Here is a 19,610-nt window from a genome sequence, read left to right on the forward strand (position 1 = left end):
CCTCTGCGGTTAAATAAAAAAACTCATTCACCAATAGACAGAAGATTGCTGTATAATCATCCACAGTCAAATAAACCACTTTCTGCACCAATTAAATCCAAATTAATATGACAGATAAATTCCACGTTTTTTTAGCTGGTGCTAGTCGAGGAGTCGGCTTAGAAATCGCGAAATGCCTGGCAGCACAAAAAATGCAAGTAACTGCACTTTTGCGATCGCCCGCCACCAGCACCGAATTAGAAGCAATGGGCATCAAAGTCGTGACTGGCGATGCTTTGGATGCAGCAGCTATGGAAGCTGCGATGGCTGGCGGCGATCCAATTCATGCCGCAATCAGCACAATTGGCGGCTTGCCCAAAGATGGAAAAAGATCCGATTATTTGGGCAACAAAAACTTGATTGATGCGGCCGTCAAAGCAGGCGTGCAAAAATTTATTTTAGTTTCATCCATCGGCAGCGGTAACAGTGCCGCTGCTTTGCAACCGCAAGTTTTGGAAACTTTGGGCCCGGTTTTAATTGAAAAGGAAAAAGCCGAAAATCATTTGATAGCAAGCGGGATGATTTATACAGTGATTCGTCCGGGCGGACTCAAATCGGAACCTGCAACAGGCAACGGTATTTTAACAGAAGATTGTCTAGTTGCTGGAATGATTCACCGGGCAGATGTAGCGCAGCTAGTTTGCCAGTGTTTAGTTTCTGATGCTGCTAACAATAAAGTTTTGTCGGCGGTAGACAGGCAAATGCTTTACGGCAATCCAGAATTTGAGGTATTAAATCTTTAGGGGCGGGTTTAGCGCAAACATAAGCTGTATCGCATCTAAATTGTTTTTTTTTGGCAGGCTAGAAGCCTTGTCATTACCCACATTTATGATAGTGAACAAGTAGTGCTGCAGATTAAATTTATGAACCGGGAGAACTTCACAGACCCCCAAAAATAGGCATTGGAGCAATGGGGAGATGTAGACCTTGGAGATAGCCGCCAGACCAACAGAGTTCTCGAGGTTGGAGCAGCGTTAGCTCAGAATCCATCAGCCAGCTTACCAACACAAATGGAAAGTTGGAATCAATTAAAAGCCGCCTGCCGACTGCTAAGGGAAAAGGATGTCACTCACAAGGCCCCATCGTCAACCCCATTGTTCAAGCACTCTTTGTCAAGCTCAACAAACTGGCGCACCAATCGTACTCTCTCTCCAAGACACAACGGAACTAGACTATAGTGCAGTGCCAAAAAGCGCACGAGCGGGTTTAGGCCACATCGGAGATGGTAGAGGTTAAGGGCTCATGCTCCAGACTTGCCTAGCTGTCGTACCGAGACCCCTCAATCCAGAGAGCCTAGGTATCGCCCGACAATTGCCGTGGATGCGACCGTCCATGACAAAAGCTCAAAAACTTGCCCTCAAACAGTCAAAAAATGCTTCAGCTTTAGGGAAGCAATCACCGTCAAACCACCAACCAGCGGCCCTGAACGTCAAGAACTACCGATTAGTGGATGGTGCATTCGTTGTTGGGAAGTCCGGGAGGATAGTTCAGAGGGATTGGAATGGATTCTATTTACCGCTGTTGCTGTGACAGATGCGGCAGTAGCAAAAGAACAATTGGATTGGTATTAATCGAAGAGTATCACAAGTGTCTCAAAAGCGGTTGTGGGATTGAACAACGGCAATTGGAGACTGGAGACGGACTGCTGAGATTGCTAGGATTTTTGGCAGTTGTAGCTGTCAGGTTATTGCAGTTACGTACTGCTAGTCGTATGGATGGAGCTGCAGACGCTTGTCAATTCGTCCCTAATTATCTGTTAAAAGTCCTTTCTGCCCGCCGAGGCTTGTTTGAGGAGCAGTTGACGAGCGTCTGAATTTGGGAAATCTGTAGCTCGCTTGGGTGGTTTTATTGGCACAAAATCGGACGGGAATCCAGGCTAGCAGACGTTATGGCGTGGTTGGGCAAGATTGCAAGATATGTGTTGGGCGCTCAAATTAGCAGCCCAACACTTTTGAAAATGCGGGTTGAAAAATGTGGGTAATGACAAGGGCGATAAGCCCGCCCACAAAATCAATACACAAAATAAATTTGTTTGTGGAACCGGCTGGAGAGCCCCTTCCTGAAAGCTTAGCTTAAACCAAATTTACTAAGGCTTTGCTTTTTTCTGAGCAGCCGCATAATGCTCGCTCATTAACTGATTAACTTCTGGATTGTAAATCCGCAGATAATTCCAGTAATTCTCAAACACCGATTTCACGTATCCTTTCGTTTCAGGAAACGGAATCTTTTCCGCAAAAGCATCCGGGTCACTAAAATCAAACCTCTTCAACCAATCTGATACTGCATTCGGCCCGGCATTGTAACTCGCCACAGCTAACATCGAGTTATTCTTGTACTCGTCGTGAGTGTGATCCAAATACCACGTACCGAGTTTAACGTTGTCGTCCACATTCTCCAATGAATACTTTTTGAGGCTGATTTTATCAGCAACCCAAGCTGCTGTTTCCGGCATTACTTGCATTAACCCGGTGGCACCAACTGAGGATTTGATAGCGGGCATAAACCGCGATTCTTGCCGGATTAATGCGGTTACTAATACTGGATTTATTGTGCGTTCTTTAGACCACTTGACAATGGTTTCTAAGTAAGGAAAAGGATAAAGCGCTTGCCAGTAAATCGGTTGCTGTCTCAGAGCGAGGTATTCGGTTCTATCATCGGGTTTTTCGCGCTGCCGCAAACTCCCAACCATCCACAAACCGTCTAAATTGTCTCCGACTGCTACTCGCATTAAACCGTCGGTAAACTGTTCCGCAATACTTGGTTCTACGCGATTGATAAATTCTATTTGCCACAGCTTCCAAGCATCTCTATCTTGACCTAATTGATAGAGTTCTTTCAACGCAGGAGAACCGGCGGTTGGTTCGGGGCGCTGAGGGGGCCGCACTACATTCGGAGACAAATCTCGGACTGTGGTAAAGTCGCCTACGGGCCAGCCGATAAGTACAGCCGATCGCCACGCAAAATATGATTCTGGATAGCGCAATATAGTGTACTCAAATGCAGTCTTGGCGTCTTGTTGGCGACCGAGTTGCTGTGCCCATTTTCCGACCCAAAATGCTGCTTCTGGAGCTTGTTCGCTGTCGGGATTGTGGGTGGTTAATTCTCTCGCCCACTGCCAAGCTGATTTTAAATCTCCGCCTTTGGCATACTGCTGGGCGATCGTCCACCGCAGTTCGCTTGCTTTATCAGAATTGTTGTATTTTGTCAAGAGCAACTTGCGGGTATCTGAGGCGGATTGACCGCTGCCTAATTTGTCGAGAAGTTTGGATTTATCTAACAAAGCTTCGGCGGCATAATTGGGGAATTTGCTAATAACTCGATCGAGCAAAACGATCGCTTCTTTCGGTTCGTTCAACCGCGACAGCCGAATTAAACCCAAACCAGTATCTTCGGCTTCGGGGAAATCCCGCACTAATTCTTGATAGGCAATTCTCGATTCCGGGATTTTTCCGTCGAGCCACAAACCGCGAGCTTTTCGGTAAATATTTTTGGCGGTGCGGGGAGCTTTCCCGTAAGCAATAGCTCCTTTACCGTAATCCTGTTTTTCCCAATAGCCGAAGGCAATTTCTTCCCAATCTTCCGGTTTCAAAGCAGCGCTGTTTCGCTGCACAAGTTGTTCCAAAATTGTACCGTAATCTTTGACATAATGACCGTATTTTGCTACGAGCAGCATCAACTCCGGCTGATTGGGATTTTCTTGTAACTTAGCGAGGGCAATTTCGACGCTGCGGGGATGAGCGGGAAATTCAGTAATTGCCTGTTGCCAATATTCCGGTTTTGACTTGCCTAAAACATATAAAGCTTCCGCTGCTACCGGGTCGCTCGGATAGTTTTTGAGCAGTTCCTGCCAAGCTTTTTGGGCTTTGCCTTTGTCGCCGCTCAATTGGTAAGCTTCCGCCCTTTTTAGGGCAATGTGAGCAGCTAAAACCGGATATTCTTGCTCTAATTTGTCCAATAATTTTAATGCTTTGACGGCATTTCCTTGCTGGATTAAATCGCTGGCAAGCAAGTAGCGGGCGCGGCTTTGAGGGGAGATTTCCTGCTGCGGGTTCGTACTTGCAGACTGAGTAGCTGCGAGTTCAACTAATTTTGCCGATCGCTCGATCGGTGGCAGCGACACCAGCATCTTGACTTCCGATTCGGAATTCGCTGCCTCCAGGGGCTGCTGGGCCTTCTGGAACGAGTCCAAACCCGTCCATTTCGTCCCAGCAACCAAAGAACCGATCGCAATAACGCAAACTGAAACGCTGATTAAAACAGAAACTTTGGCCTGGCGTCGTTTTACCATGGGAAAATTTAAGAGAATAAGAATAAAGAACCGATCGTTTGTCAAGAGCTATCACAGGCAGGATGGGTGTTCCACGCCATCACAGGCAGGATGGGTGTTCCACGCCATCACAGGCAGGATGCCTGTTCCACGAGAAATAAATGTTAAGAGTGGGGCGGGTATGAACAGCCGGCCCTAAAACAGATTATTGAGATTGGTGGAAGATCCGATCGCAGGCGGACTTGGCTGATATAGTAGCAGAATTTATTTCGATGCGGAGCGGAGAATTTGTGCGATCGATCTATTTACCCGCGCCTGCAAAAAAAGCACAAACCACCAACTACAAAGTACAATCAAAAATCTCAAATCTAAAGTGTAAATCAAAACATGGAATTTCTAGTCACCGATACACCCCGCTCTGTTTGGACGGGAGACGCCCTGGCAATTGGTCTGTTTGAGGACGCGCTGGAACTCACCGGCGACCTGGCACAATTAGATGAAAAGCTTGCAGGTACATTGAAAGAGCTGCTACTGGAAGTAGATTTTAAGGGCAAAGCGGGTACGAGCGCCATCACCCGCGTCGGGGGCAATAATCCCATCCGCAAAATTGCGATCGTCGGTTTGGGAAAAACAGAGGACTTAAAATTAGACACCGTGCGACAAGCTGCTGGTATTTGCGCCAAGTTAGCCAAAAAGGAGAAATGCAAAACCCTCGGAATTAGCTTTCCTGTGTGGAAAAGTGCGCCGGATTCTACAGCAAGCGCGATCGCCGAAGGTGTAGAACTCTCCTTGAATCAAGACAACCGTTTCAAATCTGAACAGGAAGACAAAAGCCCGCAACTCGAACAAATTCATTTGCTCGGTTTTGCCGGTACCGAAAGCGCGATCGCCCGCGCCCGCCAAATCACTGCCGGAGTCATTTTAGCACGGGAATTAGTCGCAGCGCCGGCAAATTTTGTCACCCCGATTACCATGGCCGAAACCGCTCAAAGTCTGGCTGCCGAATGCGGTTTAGAATTAGAAATCCTGGAGCGGGAAGACTGTGAAAAACTAGGCATGGGAGCCTTTCTCGGCGTCGCCCTAGCATCTGATTTACCGCCAAAATTCATCCACTTAACTTACAAACCAGAAGGCACGCCGCGCCGCAAAATAGCAATTGTGGGCAAAGGATTGACCTTTGACTCCGGCGGTTTGAACATCAAAGGTGCTGGCAGCGGCATTGAAATGATGAAAATAGATATGGGCGGCGCTGCGGCTACTTTGGGAGCGGCAAAGGCGATCGGTCACATCAAACCAGATGTCGAAGTTCACTTTATCAGCGCCGTCACTGAAAACATGATCAGCGGCCGCGCCATGCACCCTGGAGACATCCTTACAGCTTCCAACGGCAAAACAATTGAAGTTAACAATACCGATGCAGAAGGCCGTTTAACCCTGGCTGATGCTTTGGTATTTGCTGATAAATTGGGAGTTGACGCAATTGTCGATTTAGCAACTCTAACCGGGGCCTGCGTAATTGCTTTAGGCGACGAGATCGCCGGTTTGTGGAGTCCTCAAGATAGCCTAGCCGCCGAAATAGTCGGCGCCTCAGAATTGGCCGGCGAAAAATTTTGGCGGATGCCGATGGAAGAGAAGTATTTTGAGGGCTTGAAAGCATTGCACGCTGACATGAAAAACACAGGGCCGCGTCCCGGCGGTTCGATTACGGCAGCGCTATTTTTGAAGCAGTTTGTGAAGGATACTGCTTGGGCGCATTTAGATATTGCCGGCCCGGTTTGGACTGACAAAGAAAATGGCTACAATGGCCCTGGGGCTACCGGTTTTGGAGTTCGGACTTTGGTGCAGTGGGCGATCGGCGGCGCTTAATTGTGGATTTCCAGCACAAACATTGAGATTTTCTCTCCCTTAAAAGTCCGCTAGTCCATCAGTGAGTCTAGGGTTTAAGGCCCCAGGCTCACTGCTTAAATAATCTAAAAGAAAATTTAATATAGCAATCCTTGCAGGAGTCCTAAATTTTTTACCCCACCCCGACCCACCCCGAACCCGCTGGGAGTCCGTAAGAAATTCACAAATGATTTAGGATTGCTATAGCGCTGATTAACAATTTAAATGTTTCAAAAGTCATAAGTAGGCAAACCTATGTATTCCCTCACTGGGAGCAACGCTTAGGTTGCTCCCAGTGACGATCGCCATTCCTCATTCTTGGGAAAAGCTTTGTTCCCGGGGCCCAACCTCGACAGTTTTGACATTCCCTGAAAAAATAGCTGTTTCATAAACAATGAAAAAAGTATATAATTTTATGTAAATATTTCACTAGCAGAAATCAAATAATTAGATTTCATCGGATTTGCATTGGTACAGATAATTTTTTTCTTGAACTTTATGCAAGAACAATTAACAGTTTTTTTTTCAACACTTGCTGTATCTTCCGCACTCGGCTGCAACGGGGTACCGGAATTGCGACTGTACGCTGTTTTTGACTCGCTGACGGCACTGGCTTATTGTTCGATCGCCCTATCTTTAGTTTATTTTACCCGCCAAGGTTCTCACCGCAAAATTTTCCGGCTGTTTGCTGTTGCTTTTTTTGCCTGCGGCGCTGCTAAATTGACGGAAGTTTGGACGCTTTGGCATTCCATATATTGGCTGTCGGTAACTATCAAAGCTGCCAGTGCTTTGATTTGTTTGCTTGTAGCCGCATTCGCCCTCGCAGTCATGCCGAAAGCACTTGCCGAGTCAGGTTTAAATCCAAGAACAAATCTTCCAAAACAGCCGTTAAAACAAGTAGAAAAAAATCAGCACCAGCATCATATCCAACAAGGAGAATTGGCAAAAGAATCAATAGAGTTTTCCGATCCAGACACTATTGTCGATCGCGCTTTAGATATCAATTCGCTTAACGAACAGTTAGAAAAAGAAATTGCCGATCGCGAGCGGGTTGAGGAAATGTTGCAACTAACTCAATTTGCGATCGACCGATCGGCAGATGCGATATTCTGGATCGGGCCAGACGGTAAATTTTTGTACGTCAACGACGCCGCTTGCTCTTCATTGGGATATTCTACCGATGAATTGCTATCGATGACAGTGCACGACATCAATCCAGATTTTCCCCAAACTGCTTGGAGTTTGCACTGGAAAGTCTTAAAAAGGTGCGGTTCGGTTAATATTGAAGTTCACCATCTCACTAAGTACGGTCGAATATTTCCGGTAGAAATTACGATCGACCATTTGGAATTTAACGGCAAAGAATATCAGTGCGCGTTTGCTCGCGACATTAGCGAGCGCAAGCGGATTGAGGCGGCTTTGCGGGAAAGAGAAGAAGAATTTAGGTCATTAGTTTCTAGCATTCCCGGTGCAGTTTACCGTTGCAGTGCTGCGGGGCGAGCGAGCTTAACTTTTATCAGCAGTGGCATCGAAGCTATTTCTGGCTATCCCGCAGCTAACTTTATGCAAAAACCGGTGCAGGCTTTTCCGAGTATAGTTCATCCCCAGGACGCTGAGTATATCGATAAAATTATCGATCGGGCTATTAAAACAAAACAACCTTACACGCTCGAATATCGCCTGATTCACTGCGACGGAAATGTGCGGTGGGTTGCAGAGAAAGGTCAAGCCATTTTCAACGCAGCAGGTCAAGTTTTATCCCTCAACGGTGCGATTTTTGACATGACAGAGCGCAAAGCAGCGGAGGATGCTTTGCGCCTCTCCGAGGCGATCGCCAACAACAGAGCCCAGCAGCTAGAAATCGCCCTCAAAGAACTCCGAGAAACTCAAGCTCACCTAATTCATACCGAAAAAATGTCAAGTCTCGGTCAAATGGTAGCTGGAGTAGCTCACGAAATTAATAACCCTGTCAGTTTTATCTACGGCAATATTTCCTATGCCAGCCAATATATCAGAGACTTGTTGCAGCTTGTGGAACTTTACAAAAAACACTATCCTCAGCCAGCGGTAGAAATTCAACAATGTATTGATAATATCGATTTAGAATTTTTGACAGAAGATTTGCTAAAAATATTATCTTCGATGAAAATGGGAGCCGATCGCATTCGCGAAATAGTTCTGAGCTTGCGAAACTTCTCGCGTTTAGACGACTCAGTAAAGAAGCCGATTAACCTTCACGAAGGCATCGACAATACGCTACTAATTTTGCACAACAAACTGCGAGCCAGAGGCGACTATCCCGAAATAAAAGTAATCAAAAATTACGGTAAACTCCCCTTAATAGAATGTTATGCAGGTCAGCTAAATCAGGTATTTATGAATCTGCTTAGCAACAGTATTGACGCCTTGGAAGATGCTTGCAACCAAAAAAGGCGAGCGGCGGTCGGCAACGATTGGGAACCAACTATTAGCATTCGCACAGAAGCCCTGAACGAAAATAGTATTTGCATCCGCATTGCCGATAATGCGACAGGCATGACAGAAGACGTGCGGAGCCGATTGTTTGACCCATTTTTCACGACAAAACCGATCGGGAAAGGCACCGGTTTGGGGTTAGCCATCAGTTACCGAATTGTGGTGGAAAAACACGCCGGAGCCTTGAGCTGCCGTTCCGCCATAGGAGAAGGTACGGAATTTGCGATCGAGATTCCTTTATGAAAAATGTGTTTGTAGTGAGGACTTGCATTCCGATGCTGCAAACCAATTTTTGCGGACATAATATTATATCATGTCCGGTCGATTACTGTTGATATGGGCGGGGCGGGTTTATGAATTTGTTGGCTTTGAATTTGAGAATACTGGTGAACCCGCCCCTACAAGATATGGAATTCGATCGTAACAGATCGATCGGACTTGATATTATTCCTGCTTTTTCCTTCCCCTTTCCCTTCCTCATTAATTACGATCGCACTCCCCGTTGCCGCAACAAATTATCTGCCCGCTCCCTATCTGCTGCTTTCAAAGGCGGGCGGGGTTCTTGACAGTAATCAATCGCTAAATTAAATCTAGCTTGATTGTAAACACTCATTAATACAGCCTGTAAATCGAGTTCCGGTTCTGCATCGGACGGTTGCAAAGGTACTCGCAAGCAAGGAATCTGGTCTCGCACGCTAAAGGCATACAATTCAGCTTGAGGAAGTTGAGAACCGCGACTGACTAAAATCCGATAATCTGTGCGCTGCGTAACTCCTAAAATCGGCATGGGTTTGCCGCTTCTGAGCAGGTCAATTTCGACTAAGTTGGTGCGACTTCTCAACACTTGCTGCCGTTTAGTTTCACAAGCATTTCGTCCTTCTCCTGCGGTTTTATTCTTGGGGGAAATAACTTCAATAACGGTGATAACTCGATCGCTAGTCATTTCTCTAATTTATAAATAGCTTTCTTCTATGGTTTCTGGCAGCGGGAGTTGAACGGGGATGGGTTCGGTGCGGGTGAGGGTAGCAGTAGCAGAAACCGGTGGAGTTGGGTTTAACTGTTTGGAGACGAGGGAAATGTGGGGAATTCCTACTAATTCAGAGGATGCGCCCAGATAGATCCGCTTTTCTACCGCAACTGGATAGTTCGGATTGAATTCAGGTTCGATCGCGATCGCGGCAGCTACGATCGCGCGGCTGCGAACTTCTGACCAAAATTCCGGTTGTTCTAAATAGGGATTCATTCCCGGAAATGGGGAGGCCATTCGATCTCCTCGCTGGTTAACTTTGCTTGCTGCAATACTTATTTTAGAACTTCGGCAGGGATTAAGACAATGTTTGTGCGATCGCCACTTGTATTAACTGTGAAACGGAACAGTTAGTAAAGGCAAAAGCGTTAAAATCAGCCAACTCCAAAACCACTTATTCGATTTTAGCGGCGTTTCTGCCCCTGTCAAAAGCGCATCTATTCTCTCTCCCAATCTATTGGGCGATCCCGCAGCACCAACCACGCAAGCTATATCAAAATATCGGTGCGGATAGCTGGCTACCAACAGCAAAGCTTCTGCTAATAACAAAGAATCTACTCCCGCCGCAGCCTTAGCGTCAGCCCGCAATTCCCGCAGCGTTAATAACTCTTCCCACAAAGCTTGCGTATTTGGCAGCCAAGCCGTAAGTTGCCGCAGCCATCCCAGCCAGAAAAACCAGAAAGTATCGCGGTAATAGTAGTGCGCTTGTTCGTGGGCAATTACTGCTTGCAAGTGAGCTGGGGTCAGGGTTTTCAACAAACCCGAAGTGACTGCAAATTCAGGTTGCCAAAAACCAACTAAAGCCGAAAATAGAGCGGACGTGTTCATAACTCTGACTGTTTTTCCGGCTATTTCTTTCTGCGGGCAATTGCGAATTTGATTTAAAAATAAAATGCCCTTGGCTGCTAGCTTAATGCACCAAAATGCTGCTATTATTAAAAAACTTACAGCGATCAAGTAGCTCAACCACCCTTCTTCAATTCCTACGATATGAATTCCTACCATTTGTCCTTGAATTCCCATGAATAAAATTGCTAGAGCTGTGGCGAGCAATAACAGGGGGGGAAACAGGAATAACAAGAGCGATCGCTGCCAGCGGCAAGTCCAATTTCCGTGAGGAAAAGACCATCTCAATCTCAGGCAGCAAGCAGCAATCAGTGCAGTTAAAATTAGGATTAAGTGCATTATTTTCGATCCTCCCTAGCTTGGCGGACAGCTTGAATGCGAAGGGCAATTTCTTCTAATTGTTCGACAGTTGCTTGGTCGAGGCTGTCAGCAAATGCTGCTACAATATCGGGATTGCCTACTGCTAGAAATTTCTGCAATCGATCGTAAGCCAAGAGCGATCGAGCTTCTTCGCAAGAAACTAAAGGTTGCCAAGTGAAAGTCCGTTCTGTTTTGTCGCAAACCAGCCAACCTTTGTCTGTCAGCCGCCGCAGCACTGTTGTTACTGAAGCGTAAGCCAATTCTCGATCGGGATCGGACAAAATGCGATCGTGCACGTCTTTCACTGTAGCAATCTCTAGTTCCCAAACTATGTTCAAAATCTCTGCCTCTAAAGGACCGAGGGAAAGTTGTTTGGGGCGGTAATTGGGCAGAGGATTCATGCTATTTTAGATTTTAGATTTTAGATTTTAGATTTATTTACCGTACAGGTAATTGTTTGTATAGCTTACATCCTTGGCGGTGATTATGAGTGTTTCTTTAGAAAAAATTAATCATAAATCCTGTTATTTACAAGTTTGACAAGCTGTCATTTGACAATTCAAGCGAAGAAGTGTAAAAATCAGGCAAAAATTACCAAACTCAGTATATTGGGCATCGATTCAGCCCGAGCTTAACCTCAAATGAAAAAACAACTAATACAGGCTTCAACTGCGGCAGCCCTCGCTATTTTGTCTACCTATTCAACTGTCGGTCGGCATCAAGCCACAGCGGCAGAAACTCAAGAATTGGAGATTAAATTTAGCGCGGCTGTGGGGGAAAAGCCGTTTAACTGCGGGGAAAGCTACAGTAACTTAGGCACGCCGGCTGCTACAGTTACTCCTACTGATTTCCGCTTTTATATATCCGATGTTGCCTTAATTGACAACAGCGGCAAAGCCGTACCGCTAACTCTCAAACAAGACGGCAAATGGCAGCATCAAAACATTGCTTTGCTGGACTTTGAAAATAAATCCGGCGCTTGTGCAAACGGTACTGTAGAAATTCGCGATCGAGTTCTTGGCACAATACCAAAAGGCAGCTACAAAGGGCTGCAATTCACCCTCGGCTTGCCATTCAATCTCAATCACGGAGACGCAAGTCTAGCACCTTCTCCCCTCAATTTAACATCCCTGTGGTGGAACTGGCGGGGAGGCTACAAATTTGTGCGAATTGACCTAAAAAATCAAATGGCTAGCAGAATGCCAGCCGGAAAATCGGGCCGGCAAAGCAGCCAAATTGCTCGCAAAGAAGGCAGTCACGGCGGAGTGCAGGGTTTTGCCATTCATTTAGGAAGTACCGGATGCAAAGCTGAAGGCAACACTCTGAAGCCGAGTAGCTGTGCTAATCCCAATACCGCAAAAATAGTTTTTAGTAACTTCGATCCCGCAAAAAACACAGTTGTTGCCGACATCAAATCGCTAGTTTCTCAAACTAATTTGGAAGTCAATCAAGCCAATACTCCTCCCGGCTGCATGTCAGAACCGAATGACGGCGACTGCGCTGGAATTATGACAAATCTAGGTTTGCCCTTTGGAGGCACACCCGCTGCCGAACAGAATTTCTTTAAGGTTAAATAACAGAGGAATTACGCATATATCCCTTCACAAACCGGGTTTTTCCAAAAAACTCGGTTTCTGCGTCCAGGACTATAACAGCAATGGTGGGCAGTGCCCGCCCTACGATAAAAAGAATGAAATTAAATCGACTGTTAACTTTTACTATTATCTGCATTATCTCATTTTGCTTAGCAACGAGCATTAGCGAAGTTTGGTCGCCCGAAACAAGCGCGATCGCAACTTCTCCACCGCCAACTTACAATTGGAATATCCCCGCAGCAGTGCCAAAACCAATTGTACCGGCAGATAACCCAATTACCAAGGAAAAAGTCGAACTGGGGCGACATCTTTTCTACGAAAAACGCCTGTCAGTTACAGGAAAATTTTCCTGCGCTACCTGTCACGTTCAAGCCAAAGCATTCACCGACGGCAAAACATTAGGAGTCGGCGCTACCGGAGAAAAACACCCGCGCAATGCCATGAGTTTAGCCAATATCGGCTACAATTCAGTGCTGACTTGGGCAAATCCCCTACAGAATAAGCTGGAATCTCAGCTATTAGTTCCCCTGTTTGGCGAACACCCGATCGAAATGGGAATGGTAGGTAAAGAACAGGAAATTTTAGGAATGCTGCGGTCAGATTTACAATACCCCAAAATGTTTGCAGCGGCCTTTGGCACCGGAGACAATTATATTAGTATTCACAACTTAACCAAAGCTATCGCCTCTTTTGAACGCACTTTAATTTCCCTCAATTCTGCCTACGATCGCTACCGCTATCAAGGCGAATCCAGCGCAATTTCAGCCTCAGCCAAACGGGGAGAAGAATTATTTAACAGCGAACGGTTGGAATGCTTTCACTGTCACGGCGGTCTCAATTTATCCGACTCTATTATGCACGATCGGCTAGCCTTTAAAGAAATCGCTTTTCACAATATAGGCCTGTACAATATCGACGGCAAAGGTGCTTATCCGCCCAACAATACAGGGGTTTACGAGATTACTAACCAACCCTCAGACATGGGCAGATTTAAAGCACCAACTCTGCGTAATATTGCCTTGACAGCACCTTATATGCACGACGGAAGTATCAAAACGTTAGAAGAAGTTATCGGCCACTACAAAGCAGGCGGCAGAACTATTAAGAAAGGAGAATTTGCTGGAGTAGGAAGTGAAAACCCGCTCAAAAGTAATTTTGTTTCAGGCTTTAAGTTGACTGTAAAGGAACAGCGAGATTTGTTGGCTTTCCTGCGAAGTTTGACCGATGAAGAATTTATCAATAATCCCGAATTTAGAGATCCGAATCTGGAATAATACTGTATAACCCAGATAATTTCATTGCGACTCAGGCTTTAAGCCAGAACGTTTTTGTTCAATTGGATGTGAGGGTCTTTTTCACAGGTATCTGATGTATAAGGTTAGCGTGCCTAGTTGAAGGAACAGACTGGCAGAACGATCGCAAATTCAGTCCCTTGACCTAGTGCGGAATTCACATCGATCGCACCCCCATGTTTCTCAACTACAATCTGCCGTGCGATCGCCAAACCCAATCCCATCACTTTACCCACTGCTTTCGTCGTCAATAAACGATCGCATATCTTTTGTTTGACCTCCCAACGGGCGTAGCAGTAAGATGCTTCTTCAGGCTCTAATATAGCTGATGGGAATCTCGATCGCTAATTCTGTACCCTCTCCAACTCTAGAATTACAGGTTAATTTACCGCCATGTTTTTTGACAATACCATAGCTAACAGATAAACCCAAACCTGTACCGCTACCCACTGGTTTAGTTGTAAAAAATGGATCGAATATTCTGGATTGAATACTCGCCGGGATACCGACACCATTATCAGTGATTTTTATTTTAACCCTGTCTTTTTTTATGACTTCAGTCTGAATCGTGATGGCAGGATTTTTCTCGGTTTTATTAATTGATTCAAGAGCATCAATAGCGTTACTGATAATACTCAGAAATACTTGATTTATCTCGCTAGCATAACAAATGACCTTGGGCAGATTTCCATACTCTTTAATAACTTGTATTTCTGATTTACCATCGCTCTGTCTTAAGCGAGTTTGCAAAATTAGCAAAGTGCTTTCAATTCCGGTATGTAAATCTACTGCTTTCATGTCGGCTTCATCTAAACGGGAAAAGTTACGCAAACTCAGGATAATTTGGCTAATGCGATCGCTCCCTGCTTTCATAGATTCCATAATTTTCATTAAATCTTCCCAGATAAATTCTAAATCCATTTCTTCTATTTTCGCTTGAATTACTCCACTGGGTTCGGGATACTCTTGTTGATAAATATCAAGTAAAATAAGCAAATCTTTGACATAATGCTCTGTATGTGCAAGATTACTGCGAATAAATGTTACTGGATTGTTGATTTCGTGAGCAATCCCAGCTACCAGTTGACCGAGAGATGACATTTTTTCGCTCTGAATTAATTGTGCTTGGGTTTGTTGTAAGTTTTTAAATGCTTGCTCTAAATCAAAAGCTTTTTGGCTTAAATCTTCTGTTTTTTGCGCTACTTCTGCTTCTAAGCTTTGGGAATAGTTCTCTATTTGTTTATATAAACGAGCATTATCAATAGAGATCGCCGCTTGAACTGCGAGTATCTGGAGAATTTCTACTCGCTCATTAGTAAATGCTCCCACTGTTAAGTTATTTTCTAAGTACACAATACCGACGAGTTTTCCTTGCCGAATAATTGGAGTACATAAAACTGATTTAGGTTGATGAGCGATAATATAGCGATCGCCTGCAAATTGGTCGGCTGTACTTAAGTTGTCAAAAACAGCCGTCGCTTGAGTTCGTGCCACCGCATAAATCAAACTCTGAGGAATTTCCTGATATTGTTCCAGAGGAATTTCTAATATTTTTGTCTGCTTGTATGCGGCTTGAGCTACGACTAACCATTGTCGGTCTTGGCGAAGCACTAAACAACCGATTTGTGCTCCGCCATTCGCAACCATAATCTGCATCAAAGTGGCTAACAGTTTCTCTAATTCAATTTCTTGTGAAATGGCTTGTGCAGCCATCATTACTGCTGGAAAATCTAACCATAAATTCTCGGTACTACTGACGCTAGTTAGGCTTCCCATCCAGGTCTGGTTGACGGTTGTCCCAGATGTGACGACAAAATTAGCAGGTTGGAGAATAGCTTTCAGTAGTTGTGGATAGTGTTGTTCTAAATAAGCTACTTTAGCCTTTGCACCCCAACGGGAATAACAGTAATACGCCTCAATCATGTAAGATTGTGCAACTTTTTCTTTCCCCCAATCTAAGTAGAATTTGGCAGCTAGTTCATTGGCTAAACCTTCTTCTTGGATATAACCATTTTCTTTGGCTTCTGAAATGGCGCGATCGTACCAATCTCCAGCTTCATAATTCTTGCCTAAAACCCGGCATTTTTCTGCTTCTACTAAGTCAACTTTATGTTGGTGATTCATCGGGGCCTGGTGTGCCCATTCAGCCAGAGTGGTTTGATGGGTTTCTGCCAAAGCGAGAGTGTTCGCTTGCTCAGTTTCTGACTGCGTAGAGCAAAGTGCCAAGTAGGTTAACCCGGCATAGAAATGGAAAACCGGAGTATGAATCATTGCTGCCGCTACCCTCAAATAGAGGCTTGCTTGGGCAATGTAGTCTAGGGCGTTGGTGTAGTTGCCAAAGAGATAGGCAAGCATTAGTTTGTAGTTATAGGCAAGAGCGAGTGCAGTAAGCTCGCTATTCTGATTGTGCTGAGGAAACATCACGGTTTCATCATAAGCCTGACCGATTAACAAATCCGGTTGATTGACAATTTCCCTCAAGTTATGCACCGCCTGTTGTGCCATATTCACGTAAACCAGAGGAGAATATTGCTTCACCGTCGCTAAGACAACACAGTAATTTTCTATTTCTGCGTGCCAATCATCAAGCTCTACTCCCGAAAAAAAATTATTATATAAATAACTACTGACGCAGTAGCCAGCATTGAGAAAATCACCTGTTTCCATTCCGACTAAATAGCCTTCTTTCGCAGTTGGGATTGCTGCCCTCAGTGCTTCTTGACGATGCTGAATAAAACAGCCAAACCAAAGTAAAGTGATACATTTAAATTCTGGCCAATTCAACTGATTGAGTAAGCTGAGTGCTACTCGCCCAAAGCGATAACCTTTTTCTACTTCTGAGAAAAAACCAGACAGCACAATGCCATAACCCACATACCCGATTGTTGATGCTGGTGCATTGCCAAATTGAAGTGACAGACTGACCATTGTGGCACAAAGCAGAGGCTGCAAGGCAGGATTTCCCATAAAAATAGCCGGAAACAAGATGCCTAACAATTGCATCGCCGCGATTGTCCGAGGATCGCTCATCACGGGAAGGTTAACCAGTTCCTCAATCTGTTTGCCCTCCAGTTGGTTGGCAAGGTTTTGTAATGCAATGCGTGTCAAGGCTTCGTCAGTTTCAGAGGGGAGTTCAATCCCCAATTGTGCTAGCGCATTAGTGCCGATAGCGATCGCTTCTAACATCTGACTCTGAGTTGTCAGTGCGTTGATTTGAATCTCAAATATCTTGACTTTATCTAGTATTGTTTTAGCCGATCGCAAAACCTGGGCTGCCATTTCTTCCATGCCATTAAAATCGGCATTTAAGTATGCCGTTTCAGCCGCAGCCGCATAAAGATTCAGGGTTAATTCATACTGAGTTTCCCAACAGTTTTCAGTGAGTAACTCCAGCCCTGTTTTCACAAAAATTCTGGCGCCTGCATAGGCTGTAGAATTTCTGGCTTTCTGTCCGGCTGCTAAGTTCAATCTGGCTAATGCTTCCCGTTCCTCTACTTGAGTGATCAACTCAATTCCTAAATTCAAATGCCCGACAATATCAAACAACTTTTCCTCTTTTTCTATCTCTGATAAGTTTTGTTGGAGTAGTTGCCCAATATGGTAATGGGTCTGCTGTTTTTGCTCGTCAGGAATCAATGAATAAGCCGCTTGTTGGACGCGATCGTGTAAAAATCGATAAGTCGGATTAGCGGAAGCATTGAAAACTTCCTCACTATCAGATTGGGTAAAGAACTTATAGATTTCGGTAGTAGGAATTACCAAACCTTCCTGCAAAGCTTTCCATAAAGATGTTGCGGTACTGTCTGGTGATTTCTCACTGACAATTGCTAAGGTATTCAAATCAAACTGCGACCCAATACAAGCCCCTAGTTTGAGACTATCCTGAGTTTCTCGGGGCAATTTTTGTAATTGCAATGCCATGAATTCAACGACATCATCAGTAATTGCTAAGCCCTTCACTTGGGCAATATCGCATTGCCAATGTTGAATCCGGCAATCAAAGCTAATTAACTTGTCATCATGTAATGCTTTGAGAAACTGGGTCGCAAAAAAAGGATTACCTTGAGTTTTTTGATAGACCAATTTTGTTAAAGGGTGGGCTAGGGATGATTCACAATTCAGTGTATCTGCCACTAACTGATTCATATCAGCTTCCCTTAATGGTGGTAAAGTAATTGTATTCACCGTTGCCCCAGTTTTGACAATTTCATCCACTGTTAAAATCAATGGATGTACGGGGGAGACTTCATTATCTCGATACGCACCTAATATTAATAGATACCCCGTATCTTGCATCAATAATTTAAGCAAGTTCAGTGATGCGGAATCTGCCCATTGCAAGTCATCTAAAAATATGACTAACGGATGTTCTTTACTGGTAAAGACTTGCACAAATTTTTGAAACAGGAGATTAAAGCGATTTTGGGCTGCTGTTACTGATAATTCAAGGGCGGCTGGCTGTTTACCGATAATATTTTCTAACTCAGGAATTACGTCAATTAAGACTTGTCCGTTGTCTCCTACTGCGGTTAATATCTGGCTTTTCCATGTTTCTAATTGCCAATCTGATTCGGATAGCAATTGCCACATTAAATCGCGGAATGCTTGCACAAAAGCTGAGAAGGGAATGTTGCGCTGAAATTGGTCATATTTCCCTTTAATAAAATAACCCCGTTGCCGCACAATGGGTTTATGAACTTCGTTAACCACTGCGGTTTTTCCAATTCCTGAAAAACCCGCAACCAGCATCATTTCTGTTGCACCTTCGCTGACTCTTTCAAAGGCTTTTATTAGCGTTTCTACTTCGGTTTCTCGTCCATAGAGTTTGTCTGGGATGAGGAAGCGATCGCTCACATCCCTACACCCAATTTTAAAGGATTCAATCCGATCGTTTTCTTGAAGTTGAGTTAAACATTTTTCTAAATCAAATTTAATACCGACTGCACTTTGATAGCGGTCTTCAGCATTTTTTGCCATCAATTTATTGAGGATTTCTGAGATTACAGGAGGAATTTCCAAATTAATTTCATGGACTAAGGGTGATGCTTTAGCAATATGAGAATGGACTATTTCTATTGGATCGTTGGATTGAAATGGTACTTTTCCTGTCAGTAATTCATAGAAAGTGACTCCTAAAGAATAAAAGTCAGTCCGATAGTCAATTCCCCGATTCATTCTGCCTGTTTGTTCTGGAGAAATGTACGCAAGCGTCCCTTCTAAGACATTGGGATTCATCAAAGTTTGTGTTTCCCGTGGGAGGAGAGAGGCAATACTAAAGTCGATTAATTTGACTTCTTTGGTTTCGGGATTAATTAAGATATTGCTGGGTTTAATGTCTTTATGAATAATGCGCTCGCGATACAATATATCTAAGGTATTGCACAGCGCGATCGCTATTTGTAAAAATTCCCTTAAAGACAGTAAGTTTTCCCGTTTTAGTGTCCATTCCTGAAGAGAAATTCCCCCAAATTCTTCCATGACTAACGCATAACCATTTCGATACGGTTCGAGACTGTATGTTTGGATGATTCCAGGGTGATGAAGGTTTTTAGCAATGGTGTATTGATTGCGAAACTGCACCAGTTCGCTGAAGCTAGGATAGTCAATTTTTAGCAGTTTGATGACAACAGGTAGTTTGTCATTGGTACGGATGGCTCGATATACTAAGGTGCGACTTCCTGAATAAACTGTTTCGATAATTTGATAGTTTTGATTGTTAAATTTTGGGTGATATTTACTTTTATTGTTGGCATTATTCATGGCAATTGTTGTTTGATAAATTAGCGCGAGTAATTAATTAAATGAGTCTGAATGATAGGGAAAAT

General features: G+C 44.4%; 13 protein-coding genes and 1 pseudogene. 8 read left to right on the top strand and 6 right to left on the bottom strand.

All coding sequences use genetic code 11. The features are described from left to right. The first annotated feature begins 107 nt into the window (after positions 1-107). From QUA80_RS19350 to QUA80_RS19360, 4 genes are all read left to right on the top strand, one after another. On the top strand, positions 108-782 hold the full coding sequence (locus QUA80_RS19350) for an SDR family oxidoreductase (RefSeq protein WP_333426727.1): 675 nt from the start codon (positions 108-110) through the stop codon (positions 780-782). A gap of 159 nt (positions 783-941) precedes the next feature. After that, a complete protein-coding gene (locus QUA80_RS33865; protein ID WP_445302266.1) occupies positions 942-1,217 on the top strand; it encodes an IS4/Tn5 family transposase DNA-binding protein in 276 nt (91 codons plus the stop codon). A 138-nt stretch (positions 1,218-1,355) separates the two neighbouring features. Further along, a complete protein-coding gene (locus QUA80_RS19355) occupies positions 1,356-1,610 on the top strand; it encodes a hypothetical protein (RefSeq protein WP_333426728.1) in 255 nt (84 codons plus the stop codon). After that, positions 1,601-1,852 carry a hypothetical protein gene (locus QUA80_RS19360; protein WP_333426729.1) on the top strand — a complete coding sequence of 84 codons (252 nt, stop codon included), beginning with the start codon at positions 1,601-1,603 and terminating at the stop codon, positions 1,850-1,852. The genes QUA80_RS19355 and QUA80_RS19360 overlap by 10 nt, the downstream gene beginning before the upstream one ends. Before the next feature lie 273 nt (positions 1,853-2,125). Here QUA80_RS19360 and QUA80_RS19365 read toward each other — a convergent pair whose 3' ends face one another. After that, positions 2,126-4,327, bottom strand: a complete 2,202-nt coding sequence (locus tag QUA80_RS19365; protein WP_333426730.1) for a transglycosylase SLT domain-containing protein — start codon at positions 4,325-4,327, stop codon at positions 2,126-2,128. Between the two features lie 366 nt (positions 4,328-4,693). On the opposite strand from QUA80_RS19365, the gene QUA80_RS19370 reads away from it, so the two are divergent. Beyond that, entirely contained in the window at positions 4,694-6,172 is a 1,479-nt protein-coding gene (locus QUA80_RS19370) for a leucyl aminopeptidase (RefSeq protein WP_333426731.1), read from the top strand. Positions 6,173-6,688: 516 nt separating this feature from the next. Further along, positions 6,689-8,908, top strand: a complete 2,220-nt coding sequence (locus tag QUA80_RS19375; protein ID WP_333426732.1) for a PAS domain S-box protein — start codon at positions 6,689-6,691, stop codon at positions 8,906-8,908. Between the two features lie 241 nt (positions 8,909-9,149). Here the strand turns inward: QUA80_RS19375 and QUA80_RS19380 are convergent. The 3 genes and pseudogenes from QUA80_RS19380 to QUA80_RS19390 form a co-directional block, all read right to left on the bottom strand. Beyond that, positions 9,150-9,929: pseudogene (locus tag QUA80_RS19380) on the bottom strand (DUF4058 family protein). Between the two features lie 93 nt (positions 9,930-10,022). Further along, positions 10,023-10,877: a M56 family metallopeptidase gene (locus QUA80_RS19385; RefSeq protein ID WP_333426733.1), complete on the bottom strand. Its 855-nt coding sequence runs from the start codon at positions 10,875-10,877 to the stop codon at positions 10,023-10,025. Next, positions 10,877-11,299 (bottom strand): BlaI/MecI/CopY family transcriptional regulator, encoded by a 423-nt coding sequence (locus QUA80_RS19390; RefSeq protein ID WP_333426734.1) that lies wholly within the window; start codon positions 11,297-11,299, stop codon positions 10,877-10,879. The genes QUA80_RS19385 and QUA80_RS19390 overlap by 1 nt, the downstream gene beginning before the upstream one ends. A 240-nt stretch (positions 11,300-11,539) precedes the next feature. Here QUA80_RS19390 and QUA80_RS19395 point away from each other — a divergent pair, with 240 nt between their 5' ends. Both QUA80_RS19395 and QUA80_RS19400 read left to right on the top strand, forming a co-directional pair. Next, positions 11,540-12,475, top strand: a complete 936-nt coding sequence (locus QUA80_RS19395) for an MbnP family copper-binding protein (RefSeq protein WP_333426735.1) — start codon at positions 11,540-11,542, stop codon at positions 12,473-12,475. Positions 12,476-12,588: 113 nt separating this feature from the next. Then, positions 12,589-13,767: an MbnH family di-heme enzyme gene (locus QUA80_RS19400; RefSeq protein WP_333426736.1), complete on the top strand. Its 1,179-nt coding sequence runs from the start codon at positions 12,589-12,591 to the stop codon at positions 13,765-13,767. A gap of 113 nt (positions 13,768-13,880) precedes the next feature. Here QUA80_RS19400 and QUA80_RS19405 read toward each other — a convergent pair whose 3' ends face one another. Beyond that, positions 13,881-14,036 (bottom strand): ATP-binding protein, encoded by a 156-nt coding sequence (locus QUA80_RS19405; protein WP_445302267.1) that lies wholly within the window; start codon positions 14,034-14,036, stop codon positions 13,881-13,883. A gap of 58 nt (positions 14,037-14,094) precedes the next feature. Continuing rightward, complete coding sequence (locus QUA80_RS19410) at positions 14,095-19,545, bottom strand: AAA family ATPase (protein WP_333426737.1); 5,451 nt, start codon at positions 19,543-19,545, stop codon at positions 14,095-14,097. Positions 19,546-19,610: the final 65 nt, after the last annotated feature.

It is taken from the genome of Microcoleus sp. F4-D5 (assembly GCF_036704885.1).
In the GTDB taxonomy this organism is placed as follows: domain Bacteria; phylum Cyanobacteriota; class Cyanobacteriia; order Cyanobacteriales; family Microcoleaceae; genus Microcoleus.